Below are 17807 nucleotides of genomic sequence, written 5' to 3'. Positions count from 1 at the left end.
TGCGCGGAGCGCAGTGCCGAAGGCAATCGCGATTCGCTTACAGTCATCAGTAATCAGTAACCAACTGCATCACTGTAAACTGAAAACACTGGTGACTGGTCACTGGTGACTGGTGACTGATCCGATGCCCGCTTGTCACCCCAGAATGTGAATTCGATGACAATCAGCAACCAACCGGATTGAATTGCCGCAGACATATGAGCCAGTATTCTACTCTATGTTGGCTCCTGAGAAAATAGCTGAGTTGAATTTCTGTAACGTTTTGTTTAAGATAAAGTCACATCTGCTTCGTTAACAGGTATAAGTCAAGGATTAATCACCAATTTTCCCATTTCACAAATCAACGATAAAATCACCCATGCTATTTGATATTTTTCCTTTCCGCTTTAGCCTTGATACGACAACGATTGCAGGAGCGGCTTTGTGGTCACTTGCTCTTTACTGGGGATTTTCTCCTTTGAGTGAATGGGTGATCGAACAACTCAATCGTTGGTTTAATTTTGCTGAACAAGGACTCTACACCTCAAAAAAAGAGTTTGAACGGACTCGCGCCGCCCGAGAGTCTCAAAATGCTTTTTATGCTTCTTTGTTTAGTATTGTCCCCTTTTTGATTGTCGGCAGTTTGTGTAACTGGCTCGTTGAAGTCGGTTTGGATAGCAGTTGGGCGATCGCGATGGGTCTGATCGCTTGTATCAGTGGCGCTGTCTACGAACTCGGACGTCGCGACTCCCAACAGCGGGGCTAAATCTACAACCCCCCTGGGGCGGGTTTCTCTCGCTTGAGACTGAGATACCTCGATTTACCCCCAACCCGAAGCGATCGCTAACTCCCCACTTCACCTCAACCTTCTATTGATTTGTTTCTGTGTTGAATAAAAAATCAAGCTTATGGGCGAGTTGCCCCCTTCGGTTCATCTTCCATTCTACCCCAAATTCGCGAAACCGTCCATCTATACTTCGCCTCGCGAACCGCAAACCTTAATTTCACTCAACCGGACCGGTGCCGAGAGCGAATCAAGATTCAGCGATCGCCGGAAAGGGCGCGTCAATCTCACGGGTTTGCCGGAAAATAGAGATTCACTCCCGACTTGACCTCAACCTTCTATTGATTTGTTTCTGTGTTGAATAAAAAATCAAGCTTATGGGCGAGTTGCCCCCTTCGGTTCATCTCCCATTCTACCGCCATTTCGCGAAACCGTCAATCCATTTGCTGCCGCGAACCGAAAACCTTAATTTTTTATAAAATTTCCGGCGGATGAATGCCTGTTATGAGATTGGGCGGGTTCATCTCAATCTCACAGTAGTGGTCAAAGATATTGCAAAACCCGCCCCAACCTGGAGTTGCTAGGCCATCACGGTTTTCAACTCACCCGTAACATCCAACGGTTGTAGAGCCGCATACAGGCGGTTGAGGGCATTGACATAAGCCTGGGCGGAGGCGACGATAATATCGGTATTGGCCGCATGACCGGAAAAAACGCGACCTTGCGATCGCAAACGAATCGTCACTTCCCCAATGGCATCAATACCGGCCGTCACCGACTGCACAGAAAACTCAATTAACTCGTTAGGAATATTGACAACCCGGTTAATCGCCTTGTAGACCGCATCAACCGGACCGGTGCCGATCGCCGCATCCATCAATTCTTCTCCGTTGGGGGTGCGAATAATCACCGTAGCCGTCGGACGGGCGCGATCGCCGCAGGACACCTGAACCAATTCCAAGCGGAACAATTCGGTCGCCTGATGAATTTCATTATTGGCGATCGATTCTAAATCCCAGTCGGTGATTTCCTTCTTTTTGTCAGCCAACTCTTTAAACTTAATAAACGCTTTATTCATCTCCGAGTCTGACAGTTCAAAGCCCAATTCTTGCAGGCGATGAGCGAAAGCGTGGCGTCCCGAATGCTTACCCAAAACAATCAAATTATTATTCAAACCAATAGACTGAGCGTCCATAATCTCGTAGGTGAGCTTATTTTTGAGAACGCCATCTTGGTGAATTCCCGACTCGTGAGCAAAAGCATTCGCCCCAACAATAGCCTTATTCGGTTGTACCAACATCCCGGTCAAATTGGAAACCAGACGGGAAGTTTTGTAGATTTCCTGAGTATTAATCCGAGTCAGGGGCGCTTCCGACTCGGCAGAACGGCCCAAGAACGGATTATAATACTGTCGCCGGACGTGAAGCGCCATGACCAATTCTTCCAAGGCGGCGTTTCCGGCCCGTTCGCCAATACCGTTAATGGTACATTCGAGTTGGCGGGCGCCATTTTTCACCGCTTCCAGGAAGTTGGCGACGGCCAGACCCAAATCGTTGTGTCCGTGAACGGAAATAATGGCTTGATCGATATTGGGAACGTTTTCTTTGATACCCCGAATTAAAGCCCCAAATTCGCTTGGGGTGGTATAACCGACGGTATCGGGAATATTAACCGTTGTTGCACCGGCGGCGATCGCCAGTTCCAGGACTTGGTAGAGAAATTCCGGGTCCGAGCGTCCGGCGTCTTCGGGGGAAAATTCGACATCATCGACAAAGGACTTGGCATAGGCGACCATTTCGGGGACAATTTCTAAGACTTCTTGCCGGGTTTTTCTGAGTTTATACTGCAAGTGAATGTCCGAAGTCGCCAAAAAGGTGTGAATGCGCTTGTTTGCGGCCGGTTCTAACGCTCGGGCTGCGGTTTCGATATCCGATCGCACGGCACGGGCTAAACTGCAAATGGTCGGCCCGTCTTCGGTCCCGACGGTTTGAGCGATGCGGTTAACGGCTTCAAAATCTCCGGGACTGGCGAAGGCGAAACCGGCTTCGATCACGTCTACACCCAAACGGGCCAGTTGTCGGGCGATAATCAGTTTTTCGTCTACGTTGAGGGTAGCGCCGGGACATTGTTCGCCATCTCGCAAGGTGGTATCGAAGATAATGATTCGGTCGGGACTGGGTTGAACGGTCATCGGTTGGGAACCTCCAAGTGTTAGTGAACCGTGAAACGATAACAGAGAAAAACTCCAGGTTTTGAGTTGGTTTTTCCGTGGGGTTGATTATTTTCTCTTGTTAATAGTCTACTTTTTCTATTTGATCTCGAATATCATTTAAGTCAATGTATCGGTCGGTGGCGTTTCGCAATTCCCGGGCGATCATTCCTTCGGTTGAAACGACGGTAATGTGGGTATTTTTTGAACGCAACAGTTCGATCGCCCGTTCAAAGTCGCCATCGCCGCTAAATAAAACGACCCGATCGTACTGATCGACGGTATTAAACATATCAACAACAATTTCAATGTCTAAGTTGGCTTTTTGGGAGTACCGACCGGAACTATCATCGTAGTATTCTTTCAGGATTTTTGTTCTGACGGTGTAACCCAAACTAATCAAAGCATCTCGGAATCCTCTTTGATCTTGGGGATCTTTTAAGCCCGTGTACCAGAAGGCGTTGACGAGGATGACATCGGATTGTTCATTTTTGAAATAGGTCAATACTCGCCTCGGATCAAAAAACCAACCATTTTTTTGTTGTGCGTAGAACATATTGTTACCGTCTACAAATATAGAGAGACGGTTTTTTGAGTTAAGCATAGAAACTATAGACCTAGATATTTGTAGAAAAGAATTTAAGCTAATTATCTTATCTTAACATCACCGACGGTCACAGAGCGTTTAACATCAGGCTACCTCCTGTTTTGCGAGCGATCCCTCATGAGTTTAAGTCTAGACTGAACCTGTATAAGCCCTCCAAAATTTTAGATTTGAGTCTATTTGTTTCGGAGAAACAGTGCATTGAGCGTTGCTTATCCGGGTAACAAGTCGGCCGGGAGCATCGGCTTGATTGTCGGGATTTGAGCGAGATTTATGACGTTAGAGACTTGAAAAAATCCCCTTGAGTTGCTAATGCTTAACCGTTGAGGTTGTCTGAATAAACCCAACAACTTCACCGGGTGCAGTAGAGGTCTCAAGAGAGAGGTATAAGTTTAATCGTCATCAGCAAGTCGCGGAACTCACATTTATCGAACTCAATCTTTGTTGATCGCTCTCCTGTTTTGGGAGTGCTACAACGATACAAGTTACTTTTTCTCCTATCAACTTCACTATCAACTTACCCGTACAGGCAAGCCCATAGCAGACTTGACTTTCTTTATAAAATAATGAGTACAATATGACTTTCCTCTAGTATACAGCTTTGGGAAACCGGTTGATCTATTCTGAGAGTCGTTGAGCGCTTCAACTAAAACTTCTTACTTTCTAACGCCCAACGCGCCAACTCGGTGCGATTGTGCAGTCCGGTTTTGTTTAACATATTGCTAACATGACTTTCTATGGTCCTTTGACTGACCTTCATGGCTTTAGCAATTTCCCGATTTGCCAATCCTTGAGAAACCAGTTGTACCACTCGGACTTCTGTGGGTGTCAACTCCACACCCGGACGGGCTTGAATGGGGGGTTGTCCTGCCGCCTGACGGTTGTTAATTTTAATCAGGCGGGAAGCTTGTCGCAGAGAAGACTCGACTTGAGCGACCAATTCTTCCGGTTCAAAGGGTTTAACAATATAAACATCCGCTCCGGTATTGAGGCCTTTGACTTTATCTTGACTTTGACCTTTGGCCGAGAGAAACAGAACCGGTATCCAGCCCGTGCGGGGGTCTTCGCGAATCACCTTCACCAGCGAGTAGCCATCCATTTCGGGCATCATAATATCGCAGATGATCAAGTCGGGAAGCTCTAACTCTAGCAGTTCTAAGGCTTTGAGTCCATTTTCGGCGGTGCTGACTTCATATCCCCGAAACTCCAAATAGTCCCTCACCAGCAGGACAAGGTTCGGGTCATCATCCACCAGCATTAATCGTTTTTGTTCTCCAGTTTTGATGTCCGTCATCAGTAAATTTTCCCTTGGGAAATCCCGCGACATTTGCAGTTGCCATCATCTGCTCGAAAGTGGGGCGGGCTTAACCACTGTCGGGCTATTGGCTCAAAAGGGATGTTCTGAGCGATTGAGTTGATTCTCACCATTGCAAGAAGTAACAACGACGATCGGCAATCTGTGTAAATTCCGAAGTAACGCTACAATTTTTGTTAGAATATATACCTGCATCGCAGGGTTTATTCCGATCATATCGGAAAATTTGACGACACGGCTAGGGCAACACGCCCGAATTTCTACGGTCATCGGCGTTACAGGCTTCTAAAGTTTGATCGCTCGCTTCAATTGTGGACGGCTCGGGCAAGGGATGAGTCAGAAATACATACTCTTCAACGACTTGAGAACCGATTAAATGTTCAGTGATAATCCGTTCAATTACCGCAGGAGTGGCGGCGCGATACCAAACGCCATCGGGATAAACGACCAAAATTGGCCCCTCACAACAAACCCGCAAACAGTTGGCTTTGGTGCGAAAGATGCAACTGGGGCGCTCCGGGGTGGGTTGGTCGAGTTTTAATTCTTGTAAACGTTTTTTTAAATAGTCCCAGGCTTCTAAACCGGCCGATTTTGAGCAACACTTGGGCTTGGTTTGGTCAGCACAGAGGAAGACGTGACGGCTAATGTGCTGAAGTCCTAACGTTTGGACGGCGTTGGCGCACGCCTGGGATGGAGTCTTACCGTTGTCGGAGTCGGTTGAGGGAGATTTTAAGATAGAGGGGTCTGTCATTGCTCTAGTGTCTGTCAGGTGTCAGGTTTCAGGGGTGGTAACGGCTTAGAAATCTAAGAAATCTAAGAATTATCCTGAGATTTCCATAATGATATATGTTATTGCTATGCCGTTAAATCTTGAAGATCTTGGCAAAAAGTTCCTGCCCCCCCGCAAAAGTTCGGGAACCCGTACTGATTTCTCTGTTGCCATTGGATTTGTCAATTCGCTAAATTAGCACTCAGGAATGGAGAGTGCTAACTCAACATTCTCCCCGGAAAGGATCATCAATCCTAACTTTCGGTTGCATGGTTGTGTATTCGCTCAATTGTTAGTGGGCGAGCTTTATTCAAGGAGGGACTTCATATGGCTGCTGTAGCCTTAAATGTATCGACAGTTAAACCCTTAGGCGATCGCGTTTTTGTAAAAGTTAGCGAGTCGGAAGAAAAGACGGCAGGGGGTATTTTACTTCCCGATACCGCCAAAGAAAAGCCCCAAGTTGGCGAAATCGTCGCCACAGGCCCGGGAAAACGCAACGATGATGGTTCTCGCGCTGAAATGGAAGTCAAAGTCGGAGACAAAGTTCTCTACTCCAAGTATGCCGGAACCGACATCAAACTCGGTGGCGATGAATACGTGCTTTTAGCAGAAAAAGACATCTTAGCAATTGTCAGCTAATTCTCCAGTCCGAACGGACTTGCTGTTAATTTCTTTTCAAACTTGGCAATTCAACCCCACAACTTAAGCATACAAACAGAACACAACTATGGCTAAACGCATCATCTACAACGAAAACGCTCGTCGCGCCCTCGAACGCGGTATGGATATCCTGGCTGAGTCCGTAGCCGTTACCCTCGGCCCGAAAGGTCGCAACGTTGTTCTCGAAAAGAAATTTGGTGCCCCTCAAATCGTTAACGATGGAGTCACCATTGCCAAAGAAATTGAATTAGAAGATAACATCGAGAATACTGGCGTTTCCTTAATTCGTCAAGCCGCTTCCAAAACCAACGACGCCGCAGGGGACGGTACCACCACAGCAACCGTTCTGGCTCACGCGATCGTTAAAGAAGGCTTACGCAACGTTGCCGCAGGCGCCAACCCGATCGAACTGAAGCGGGGAATTGACAGAGCGACCGGTTTCTTGGTTGACAAGATCGCCGAACACGCCCGTTCGGTAGAAGATTCTAAGTCCATTGCTCAAGTCGGTACGATCTCCGCCGGAAACGACGAAGAAGTGGGTCAAATGATCGCTTCTGCGATGGATAAGGTGGGTAAAGAAGGGGTTATCTCTCTCGAAGAGGGTAAGTCCATGACCACCGAACTGGAAATTACCGAAGGGATGCGCTTCGATAAAGGCTACATCTCCCCCTACTTCGCCACCGATACCGAGCGGATGGAAGCGGTTCTCGATGAGCCATTTATCCTCTTGACCGATAAGAAAATTACCCTGGTTCAAGACCTGGTTCCGGTTCTCGAACAAGTGGCCCGCTCCGGTCGTCCCCTGCTGATCCTGGCTGAAGATATCGAGAAAGAAGCTTTGGCAACTTTGGTTGTTAACCGTCTGCGTGGCGTTCTCAACGTGGCTGCGGTTAAAGCTCCTGGGTTTGGCGATCGCCGCAAAGCCATGCTCGAAGATATCGCGGTTCTCACCGGCGGTCAAGTGATCACCGAAGATGCGGGTCTGAAGCTGGAAAATGCCAAGCTGGATATGCTCGGTAAAGCTCGCCGCATCACTATCACCAAAGACAATACCACCGTTGTTGCAGAAGGGAATGAGTCGGCGGTGAAAGCCCGTTGCGAACAGCTTCGCCGTCAAATGGAAGATACTGAGTCTTCCTACGATAAAGAAAAACTGCAAGAACGTTTGGCTAAATTGGGCGGCGGTGTTGCGGTGATCAAAGTCGGTGCGGCGACTGAAACCGAAATGAAGGATCGCAAACTGCGCTTGGAAGATGCGATCAACGCCACCAAAGCTGCGGTTGAAGAAGGTATTGTTCCTGGCGGCGGTACAACTTTGGCTCACCTGTCCCCCCAAGTGGAAGAATGGGCGAAAGGAAATTTATCGGGTGAAGCGTTAACGGGTGCTTTAATTGTGGCTCGGGCGCTGTCTGCTCCCCTGAAGCGTATTGCTGAAAACGCCGGCGAAAATGGCGCTGTGATCGCAGAACGAGTTAAAGAAAAAGACTTTAACGTTGGTTACAATGCCGCTACAAACGAGTTTGTTGATATGTTTGAAGCGGGTATTGTTGACCCGGCTAAAGTTACTCGTTCGGCGCTGCAAAATGCTGCTTCTATTGCGGGTATGGTGTTAACAACCGAATGTATTGTGGTTGACAAGCCCGAACCCAAAGAAAATGCTCCCGCAGGTGCCGGCATGGGCGGTGACTTCGACTACTAATTTCTAATCCTAATTCTCGGACAATTCTTATCGTTGTCTGGGACTTAACGAATACTTTCAGGGGTAGGTTTAACAGCCTACCCTTTTTGTTATGATGTAGGGACGTATGTAGGGGCGCGCCTCCGAATTCATCTATGTTTTCCCAGAGATAATTTATATAAACCCACCCCGACAACACTGGTGGAGATTAAAAACCCAGTTTCTCAATATAAACCGGGTTTTTGGGATGTACCTCCGAAGCAACGGCGCTATAATATATATTTCTCACAAATAACCGTAAATATTCCCACCTTTCAACAGAAGGGGGGCGGGTTTAGATCAGTTATTGATGAGTAAACAAATATCAATGCAGAACCCGCCCCTACAGAGCTAGGGCTAGAACGAAATTGATTATAATAATATTGAATTGCTGTGTTTTGAGGTAAAAAACTGATGGGAAATACGTTAAAAACTTCTACATTAAAACAGACAATTCCTCCCTTACAAAATGGCGATCGCTTAACTCAAGTGGAGTTTGAACATCGTTACAGTGCATCGAGTGTTAAAAAAGCAGAATTAATTGAAGGAATTGTATACATGGCTTCTCCTCTTAGAATTACCCAACACGGTGAACCCCATGCACAGGTTATGACCTGGTTGGGGGTTTATTGGTCAGCAACTCCCGGAGTTCAACTTGGAGATAATTCTACAGTGCGTTTGGATGCCGATAACGAACCTCAACCGGATGCGTTACTAAGAATTGAAAGGGGCGGACAGTCAACGATTAGTGAGGATGGTTATGTGGAAGGGGCGCCGGAATTAATTGTTGAAATTGCAGCCAGTAGCGTTTCTATTGATGTCCATGATAAACTCAAGGTCTATCGTCGAAATCAAGTTCAAGAGTATATGGTTTGGCGGGTTGAAGATGAAGAATTGGACTGGTTTCGTTTAAAAGAAGGCAAATATATTCCCCTAGAAACCAATTCTGATGGTGTTATTTGTAGTGAAGTTTTTCCAGGTTTATGGTTGGATAAAACGGCTTTATTAGCGGGTAATTTAATTAAAGTTATTGAAATTGTACAACAAGGTTTAGGAACTGTTGAACATCAGAATTTTGTGGAAGAATTATCAGTCAGAAATGACCAATAGTAATCCTAAAAACCGGGTTTATCTTGAGTTATGGAGTTTGTATTTACCCTGTGTAAGGGCGGGTTGATTCAAGTGATCGGTTATCAGTTATGCAGTTCCCCGTTTTTACAGTTATCAATTATTAGTATTCTCAGCAATCGTTTGTAACCTGTTCACTGTAAACTGTTCACTGTAAACTGTAAAAACCCGCCCCTACAGTTGTTATAAACGGGGTTTATGGACTGTAATAATTCCAGGTCATCTTACTGCGACGGTAATGATTTTGAGTCCACAAAGAGGAACGTTTGGGGTTGGGATTAGAATCTGAATTTTGATAAATATGGAGTGTTTTCCCATTTAAAACAATTAATTCTTCTCGCCAATCTCCGGTAACATCTGCAACATAAAGCCGATCTGCATTGTCTTGAAATTGAAAGAGAAATTCTCCGCTAATGGGGTCAAAAATAGCCACATTTCCGCTTTTATGACGTTCTTTTGCGGCTGCTAACTGTTTAGAATTACCCGTCCAATCAATCGGAAAAATAACATCAACGCCTTTTTCTGTCCAGCCTTGAGGTGCAATTTCATTTAGGGTATAATTAGAAATGACTTGACCTTTTGCATCAAAGACAAAGGGTTTTTGATTGGTATTAAAACGGCTGCGACACCAAATTTCTAACCCCGGACGATTTGGGTCAAAATCTCCAACTGCGGCATTTTGAGGTTCCCAGTTGTTATAGTGGGTTTCCCAAATAATTTTTTCGGTATTATACAGAAAAACTCGATTGCGTTTGACAGAATTTGATTTTTTTTCAGAGTCTTTTTTTTCTTCGCCGCCTTCTTCTAAAACGACAAGTTCTAAACCGGGAATATCGGGTCGAACATCGGCGACAAATAAGGAATCAATATGACCTTTTAGGGGGAGTTTTAACAACATCTCTCCTTGAGGAGAAAGTAGAGTTCCGCCTAAAACTTCATCTAAATTATCCCCATTTAAGTCAGCAACTCGGACACCATTATGAGCATTGGCGAGAAAATCATCTCGCTGCCAAAGGGGTTGAGGATTATTACTTTTTAGTAAGTCATCAACGGCATAGGCGGCGAGATAGCGTCCGGTGCGATAACCTTTAGTATTGGTGGCTTGAAGTAACAGATCGCGATCGCCTTTTCCGCGAAAATTGGCTATAACTAAATGTTCCCAACCTTCGCTTCCATCGGGAGAATTGAGTTGAATTTCTCGGAGAGTTTCGCCGTTTTTTCCATCAACAATGTGTAATTTATGGTCGGAAGACAGAAACAAAACTTCGGTTTTATCGTCTCCATTAATATCTCCGGCTTGAATACCGGGAGCGTGTAAACCGGGTAAACCTTTTGTCTCGGCTTTATCGGTGAGTTGTAATTTAACGGATTTTTTCCAGAGTTGTTTTCCCGAATGATCATAAACGGCGATCGCATTGGGATGAGTGACTAAAAAATCTTTTTGTTTGTCGTTATTAACATCTGCAACAATTAACCCGCCACGACCTTCTTTTAATGGCGGGATATCGAGTTGAATCTTTTGAGGATTAGAGTTGGAGTTGGAGGGGTTAACGGCTTGGCTGTAGGAATTTTCTGCACATCCCCAACTGATAAGTGCCAGTAAAAAACTTAAGGCGAGAGGAGATTTTAAAAGAGGTTGCTTTTTGCGGATAAAGCTGATGAAAAAGCTATTCATCGTTATTTACCAAAGTTTTACTTTGAGGATTTTAGGGTTCCGATCCGATCATAGCTAACTTTTCTAAAAATCTCCTCATCAACGGACTGTCGGCCGAGTAAAGAAATAGATTAAATCAGAGGATAGATCAATTTCCAGTAAGTCCGAAAGAATTTATCTAAACCGGATTTTACCGAGGCGAGAATTGAATTTTTTAGTAAATCATCTCTCATATAAAGAGAGTCGCTTCGGAGTAGTTCTCGATCTGAACGGGTTTTGATATTTTGAGCTTTTTTGCGTTTTTGCATCAATTTATCCCAAAATTTAATCACGGCAAAAATGGCTTTAATATATTCAAGTTCCTTGCCTTGCATCAACAAGTAAGCTATCAAAAACAGTTCGTAAACGAGTAAAGCAGGAGCCAAAACAATCAGAGTTTTCAAAGAATAAGTGGTTAGGATGAAATACCAGCGATTTCTGACTTGATAAAACAGTTTAGAAAGACCCCTTTTTTTGACTCGATGATAACAAACGGCATCGGGGACGGTGTAGACTTTATAGCCGGATATGGTGAGTCTGAAGCTAAATTCTCCGTCTGTGCGTCCAAAGAAATAGTCTTCATCAAATAAGCCGATTTTTTTGGCGGCTGACTTGGAAACTAACAAACAAGTTCCTGAAACAGCATGAACTTGGGTAATATCTTTGCTGCCTTGATTGAGGGGTTTATCGTTATTGAGTAAAACGGCTTCGGCTGTATAATGAATAAATGCTCCCTCGTGTTGAATGGTATCGCGTTGATCGTTGTAAACTAAACGGGGCGCTAAAATTGCTGCTTCTGGGTAACGCTGATAGGCTTTTACTAATTCATTTAAACAGTTTTCTGCAAGGATGGCATCATCATCGACGAGCAAGGTTAAATCGTTATCGGGTGTGTTGAGAATTCCCTGATTTCTAGCGGGGTTGGGGCCGCAATTCGAGTTTAAACGAATGACTTTAATTTGTGAATAATGTTCTTCTACCCAGTCCGGTGTGTTGTCTGTAGAAGCATTATCGATGACGAGAATTTGAGCGGGTTTGTAGGTTTGAGACTGTAATGAGTCCAGGCAGTTTTTGATGACATTGATGCCGTTATAGGTGACAACTGCGACGGTGACTTGAGGGGGTTTTTGAGATGAAAGTTTTTTCATCCTTTCATTGGGTTGAATGGTTTGTGTCGAAGACATTGTTTTTTATCTGAAATAATGTGAGTAGTTTTTGAGAAATGCTTGCTGTCTTAACCGATCTGAAAAGGTCTCAAGTTTTTCACAACTTTATTGATTTTCAATTCGGTTTTCAAGACCTCAAGCCAATTCATGTCGATATAAACACCCCGACGCTTTCATTTCCCTGTCGAAAGAAAGTCTTGAAATTGATATGTAACAGTTGAGGACGGCTTGGGTTTACCGCCTCCTCAACCGGATCAATACACCCTTATTAATCTGATTCTAGCATCAATCGATCTGTTATCGTCAATGATTTATAACAATGCTGACTGAAAGCGAAAATGGCTATCATCTGGTGAGGATGTGTTAGAGGTGAACGGAAGGATGGAAAACACGGATAGGATTCTTTTTTAAAGTTGATTTTCCAGGCGGATCGGTACTTCGGGTTTAGGTTTGAAAGGAATTAAAGCCCGATATTTTTTGATATTATTGATAGATTTGAATGAGTTTGAGAGAATACTTTAGCTCAAAACTCAGAATCGATTGACGATCAAAGTTGATGGGATTATACTGCTAATTTTTGATGGCATTCGTCTGTAAAGGAGATTATTTTGCTCAGAATATATGTCAAGATTTAATGATAATGAATTTAAGTTGATTGGAGAGTTAACTTTTGATGAAAGCTTTAGCCTTGACTCAACCTTAACAAAGTTCAATAGAACTTGATCAAGCTGTAAAATTTGACATCCCTAACTGTAAGGATTCCTCAAAGATTTCAACTTGAGTCTTTACCTGGCAAACACCAGGAATTTGCTTTCTAAGTTTATAGAAGGAAGTGGGGGTCAGTTCTTACGTTAACCTTTTCTTAACCTTCCGACCATAATGTATCATATCGCCGACAGAATGTCAATTAATATTCAATGGTGGTGATCGCTTGTGAAAAAATCGATCTTTAAAAATAACCAGGATTCCTGAAAAATCCGGTGAAAGGATCTATTTTTTAGAACAGGTAAAAAAGTTGAATAATTTGACAATTTTAAATCTCAACTTAAACTATAACAAGGGAAGATTAACAGATAGACTGTAATCGCTCTGTTGAGACTCAAATGCGGTAGGAATCCTGGAGTTAATCTTTCCGGCTGATGCGACTTATACCTGGCTGAACCTTTGATGCAAGTGACCTGTTGTTCGTCTCTATGAAAAAATTACTGGCTCGCTTAGACCTATCCTATCTCTATGCCCTACTAGGAGAGGCAACTCTCGCTCTAACATTTGTTTTCTATATTACCATCGCTCGGGTTTTAGGGCCGGAGCAGTATGGAATTTTCGCCGCAGCGATCGCTTTAGCGGCGATATTATCTTTGTTCATTCAATTTGGACTACCAACTTTAATGAACCGAGAAGTTGCAGCCCATCCCGATGAAGCGCCCCAATCAACAGTTTTATTTTTGGTACTTGAAGGATTAACCTCTATAGGGGTTTTAATAATTTTGTTACCGCTTGCTCTGATATTAGGTTACACAGATGAAACCCTAATTGTTTGTTATTTAGCGGTATTTTCCGAAATTTGTCGCGCCGCTATAATGACATTGCGGGGGACAATCAAAGGCTTAGGATGGTTTCGGACTGAAAGTATAGCAGTCGCTATTGAACGGTTAGCCGTTGTCGCCATTGCCAGTACAGTTTTATTTCAAACAAAGAGCCTTATACTGGTTATTGCAACAGTAGTAATTGTGCGGGCAATTAATACGATCGGGCTAGTATATTATCTCAGTCGCCAGGTCAAAATTTGGTCTTCTATCAATCGGCAAAAATTAGTAAACACCCTAAAAATTGCCTATCCTTTTGCCTTATCTGGGGTGTTATGGATTCTGTACTATCAGGTTGATGTGGTGATGCTAAAATCGCTCTCAACCGGAGAAGAAACCGGATTATACAGTGCAGCTTATCGAATTTTAGAAATATTTTCAGCTTTACCCCGAGTGATTTTTTATGTAATTTTCACCCGTTTTTCTCGATACTATACCACCGAACCTGAAAAACTACCCGAGCAAATTTACAAAGGGGCTCGGCTTTTAGTCGGAGCGGTTTTACCCGCTATTGTAATCGCAGGTTTTCTTCAAGCGTGGCTGGTGGAGTTGCTCTATGGTGAGGCATTTTTGGCTGCGGTAAAACCGCTCGCTATTCTAATTCCTAGCCTCAGTATTAAAATGTTCGGAAGCTTATCAGAAGAATTTCTGGTTGCCACCAAACACGAGAAAAAACTGCCGTTCATTTTGTTGGGTGCCGCCCTAACCAATGTAGCCATTAATTCAGTTTTAATCCCTCAAATGGGGGCTGTGGGTGCAGCTTTAGCAACCTTATTCAGTGAAGTGATTCTCTGCCTTATTGGGTTGTGGATGCTACGTCGTATTGGCTATGATTACATCGGAAAATATGTCAGCTTGATTGCTGCAATTAGCTTAACAATTGCCGCAGTACCTTCTTTAATCCTGAACGGTATGACGGTATCTGTAGGAATTGCAATCTTGATACCGTGTTCTATTATTCTGTTGATTTTAATGCAACGGAATCGGTTTTTAGCTCGGGTGAATTAAGTCAACGTCAACACTCAAAAAAAGGGCGATATTAACTCGGCGCATTGCCTGCGATCGCCCTTTTTCTATAAAGAAGTATTTAGAAGAAACTTGCAACGGGATTAAACCAATTTAGCCACCAGTCTACCCGAATTCTTGATAAACTTTCTTCCTAAGATTTCCAGGGGTGATTTCCGACCCTCACCCGGTAGGCGATAAATCAATTCATCACTTAATCGCGCCACCCAAAACGGATTATCTCCTACACGATTATTTCCCCGACGCTCCTCTAACAAGCCCCAATAATTGCAAACATAACCCGCTTTTTCAGAGAGTTCTACAGCAATTTGGCTACCAACATAATAGGGATAACACAAGTGCTGAACAACCGTTCCCAATTGTTCCTCAATCAAACGTTTAGACTCAACCAAATCGTTAAAAATAGCCTTTTCTAACTCCTCTTGACTCTCATAACTTCCTCGTTCTCCAAACTTAGAGCGGTAATTTTCTATAACTTGATGAAGTTCCTTTCTCCAGTTACTTTTACTAAAGAAATCTTCGCCGCCATTTTCAGCAACAAACTCAACACATTTTTCCCGCAAATCTTCATCATCGAGATATCTCAAACTTCCCCCCATGCGGGGTTGATGGGTATAAATTGGAGTTCCTAATTCCGCTTGACGGCTGACATTATCAACCCCATGAGTTTGAAAGATCGGTACATTATGATTTCCGGCATAACTATCAAACCCCGGATGAAAAAAGTCGGCGACTTGAGGAGAAATAAAGATGGTAGAATGATACATGGTATGAGACTGAAAATCTATGGTTCCCTGACTCGCCATGTGTCTGATCTCTCGCCAAGTACAGTAGGGCTGTTCTGTTTTGTCGCGATCGATCAATTCCTGCTGAGAAATCTTTCCTTCCCAGACATCATCTAGGTTTAAATAATCCCGATCTTCTTCACAAATAATTCCGGGAATGAGAAAACAAACGCCATACATTCCATATTTTTTGAGTAAGGGATATCCGTAAGTCCACATACTCGCCCAACCATCATCAAAGGTGAGAAGAACAGCTTTTTCGGGAATTGGCTTTTTTCCGATGAGCATTTGATAAAACTCATCTGCTTTTAAGGTTTTGTAGTTATTTATTGCCAAGAACTGAAGCTGTTTTTCAAACTCGACTGGCTCGATGGAATGAAAGGTAAAAACAGGAATTTCTGCAACTAGCTTTTCAATCCGATTATCGAGAACAAAATCGGGATAAACTTTGTTGCGATAAGCGTTTAACTCGGGAATATTTTTATCGTAACTCTTTTTGAGTTTGATCAGAACAGATTCAAGGTTCATAAAGTAACTGGCTTTTCTGGTTTTGGGTTGGCTTCAACGATTGAGCAAAAGGTTAGATGGTGTTAATTTTTGTGAGTTGAATCTTGCTCGTATAATTAACAGATTTTACCGTTTGAGCATAGCATTTTTCAATGGCTTTCACGGTTTCGGAAATGTCGAACTGAAAAACGCTGGCTTGAGCTTGCTCTGCGATTTTTTTACATAAACTTGGCCGGCCGATCAGAGCGGCGATTTTCTCGGCTAAAGCCTGTGAATTTTGGGGAGGAACAAGATATCCGGTTTCCCCTTCGACGATCGCATCTTTTAATCCGATGGTATTGGTAGAAACCACCGCACATTCTGCGGCCATTGCTTCTATCAAAACCAAAGGGCCTCCTTCCGTGAGCGAAGCAATCGCAACAATATCAATGATGGAAAGAAAGGCGGGAATATCCTCGCGATAGCCCGTGAATTTGACGGCATGAGCAACGCCGAGGGATTGTGCTAATTCTTCTAGAGACTCTTTTAATTCCCCTTCTCCCACCACTAAAAACGTGACATTGGTGTGGTTTTGAAGAATTTGACTCGCGGCTTCTATAAAATATTGATGACCTTTAATCGGATTCAAGCGACCAATAATTCCGACGACCATATGATTCTCTGGAATATCGAATTGGGCGCGTAAATCTTTCGCGTTGGTGTTGTTAGTTTTGGGTTGGGATTGAAAAGATTTCAAAGGTACGCCGTTACGAATCACTTCTATGCAGTTTTCAGAGATTGAACGATACTCAATCATAAAGTCTTTCACAGAAGTTGAAACCGCAATCGCTTTGGTTGTCAACGGAGACAACAGCCCATCGATTATGGTTTGGTAAAAAGGTTGATTGACGAGAACTGCGTGTTCGTGAACAACATTCGGAATTCCGGTTAATAAGCTGGCAATTCGCCCAAAGTTAGCGGCTCCGTAACCGTGCAAATGCAAAATGTCCGGTTGTTCGCGTTCAATCAGTTTCAGTAAGTCAAATAAGGTTCTCGGGTCAAATTTGTGGCGTCCTAAGAAAAAGATGGGGATTCGGTTCCGCTCAAAAATTTCTCCTGCTGGTTCGACACGGCGAAGACTGCAAACACTGAATTGAAACTTGTCTTTATCGGAATAAGATGTCAGCCAATCTAACAGCTTTGTGGCACCATGAATTCCCGATCCATCAACACTCAATTTATCGATCACGTGCAGAACACGTACCGGGGTTGTTAGTTGAGTCTTTTTGTACAATTCAAGGCTTGAAGTTTTAAACATTTTTCTCTCAATATTAAGGAGTTCACTCTTTCAGTTTTGTCCTAATCTTTGTACTAGAGGGTTAGCTGATATCGAGTCTAAGTTCCAGAAGAATTAGCGATTAAAACGGGCAATCAAAAGGTTTAAGTTGAGTCTACAAAATTAAGTCAAAGTTTGGGCTTGACCGTTTATTTAATAACCGTTTTCTTCTGTTGTTACAAGAAATTTTGTTCCCCTGCTAAAGCTCGCCGATCATTATATCAAACGATTAGAATGACCTTCCAGGGGGTGAAACCCCCTATGCAGTCAAATCCCTCTGTTTCCAATACCTTGACCCTAAAATCTCCTGAGATGAAAGGGAAATTAAAATTAGGTTATATTTACATTAACGGGCTAATTTAACTGCTTGTCAATATTCTGTTTAAAATTTTACAAATCGTTTTTTCTATAACATTAAATTTTTATAAATATACATTTTGTCAATTGATTCCCGATCTGCAAAAAGCCCATAAATCAAGGGCTTAGAGGGCTTTTAGGAAAAGCTAATTTAGGCCCGTTATCGTTCAAAAGCTTAAATTATACAAATCATACAATTCAAGTTTT

13 protein-coding genes are annotated in these 17807 nt (G+C 43.4%); 5 read left to right on the top strand and 8 right to left on the bottom strand.

Annotated features, from left to right (window positions below; translation table 11 throughout):
• Positions 1-358: 358 nt before the first annotated feature.
• Positions 359-745, top strand: coding sequence for a hypothetical protein (locus ACL6C3_RS20865; RefSeq protein WP_413160966.1), 387 nt, complete (start codon positions 359-361; stop codon positions 743-745).
• 598 nt (positions 746-1343) lie between these two features.
• On the opposite strand, the gene ACL6C3_RS20860 is transcribed toward ACL6C3_RS20865, so the two are convergent.
• From ACL6C3_RS20860 to ACL6C3_RS20845, 4 genes are all read right to left on the bottom strand, one after another.
• Positions 1344-2954, bottom strand: a complete 1611-nt coding sequence (locus ACL6C3_RS20860) for a 2-isopropylmalate synthase (RefSeq protein WP_413160965.1) — start codon at positions 2952-2954, stop codon at positions 1344-1346.
• 100 nt (positions 2955-3054) lie between these two features.
• Positions 3055-3576, bottom strand: a complete 522-nt coding sequence (locus ACL6C3_RS20855) for an NYN domain-containing protein (protein WP_413160964.1) — start codon at positions 3574-3576, stop codon at positions 3055-3057.
• 646 nt (positions 3577-4222) lie between these two features.
• The gene (locus tag ACL6C3_RS20850) at positions 4223-4870 is read right to left on the bottom strand and encodes a response regulator transcription factor (RefSeq protein ID WP_413160963.1); all 648 of its coding nucleotides are present in this window, start codon (positions 4868-4870) and stop codon (positions 4223-4225) included.
• Positions 4871-5129: 259 nt separating this feature from the next.
• Positions 5130-5642, bottom strand: a complete 513-nt coding sequence (locus ACL6C3_RS20845; protein WP_413160962.1) for a (2Fe-2S) ferredoxin domain-containing protein — start codon at positions 5640-5642, stop codon at positions 5130-5132.
• A gap of 345 nt (positions 5643-5987) precedes the next feature.
• Between ACL6C3_RS20845 and groES the strand changes: the two genes are divergently transcribed.
• The 3 genes from groES (at position 5988) to ACL6C3_RS20830 (ending at position 9147) form a co-directional block, all read left to right on the top strand.
• Entirely contained in the window at positions 5988-6299 is a 312-nt protein-coding gene (gene groES / locus ACL6C3_RS20840; protein WP_413160961.1) for a co-chaperone GroES, read from the top strand.
• An 88-nt stretch (positions 6300-6387) separates the two neighbouring features.
• Positions 6388-8019 carry a chaperonin GroEL gene (gene groL / locus ACL6C3_RS20835; protein ID WP_413160960.1) on the top strand — a complete coding sequence of 544 codons (1632 nt, stop codon included), beginning with the start codon at positions 6388-6390 and terminating at the stop codon, positions 8017-8019.
• 432 nt (positions 8020-8451) lie between these two features.
• Entirely contained in the window at positions 8452-9147 is a 696-nt protein-coding gene (locus tag ACL6C3_RS20830) for a Uma2 family endonuclease (RefSeq protein ID WP_413160959.1), read from the top strand.
• 214 nt (positions 9148-9361) lie between these two features.
• Here the strand turns inward: ACL6C3_RS20830 and ACL6C3_RS20825 are convergent, their stop codons facing one another.
• Positions 9362-10840 carry an FG-GAP-like repeat-containing protein gene (locus ACL6C3_RS20825; RefSeq protein WP_413160958.1) on the bottom strand — a complete coding sequence of 493 codons (1479 nt, stop codon included), beginning with the start codon at positions 10838-10840 and terminating at the stop codon, positions 9362-9364.
• A 110-nt stretch (positions 10841-10950) separates the two neighbouring features.
• Positions 10951-12042 carry a glycosyltransferase family 2 protein gene (locus tag ACL6C3_RS20820; protein ID WP_413160957.1) on the bottom strand — a complete coding sequence of 364 codons (1092 nt, stop codon included), beginning with the start codon at positions 12040-12042 and terminating at the stop codon, positions 10951-10953.
• A 1175-nt stretch (positions 12043-13217) separates the two neighbouring features.
• On the opposite strand from ACL6C3_RS20820, the gene ACL6C3_RS20815 reads away from it, so the two are divergent.
• Complete coding sequence (locus ACL6C3_RS20815; RefSeq protein ID WP_413160956.1) at positions 13218-14618, top strand: flippase; 1401 nt, start codon at positions 13218-13220, stop codon at positions 14616-14618.
• Between the two features lie 101 nt (positions 14619-14719).
• Here ACL6C3_RS20815 and ACL6C3_RS20810 read toward each other — a convergent pair whose 3' ends face one another.
• Both ACL6C3_RS20810 and ACL6C3_RS20805 read right to left on the bottom strand, forming a co-directional pair.
• Complete coding sequence (locus ACL6C3_RS20810) at positions 14720-15949, bottom strand: polysaccharide deacetylase family protein (RefSeq protein ID WP_413160955.1); 1230 nt, start codon at positions 15947-15949, stop codon at positions 14720-14722.
• Positions 15950-16001: 52 nt separating this feature from the next.
• Positions 16002-17225 carry a glycosyltransferase gene (locus tag ACL6C3_RS20805; protein WP_413160954.1) on the bottom strand — a complete coding sequence of 408 codons (1224 nt, stop codon included), beginning with the start codon at positions 17223-17225 and terminating at the stop codon, positions 16002-16004.
• Positions 17226-17807 lie beyond the last annotated feature (582 nt).

It is taken from the genome of Capilliphycus salinus ALCB114379, from assembly GCF_047276495.1.
Lineage (GTDB): Bacteria > Cyanobacteriota > Cyanobacteriia > Cyanobacteriales > Microcoleaceae > Capilliphycus > Capilliphycus salinus.
Note: the sequence above shows the minus strand (reverse complement) of the source record. Positions and strands in the feature narration are given on the sequence as shown.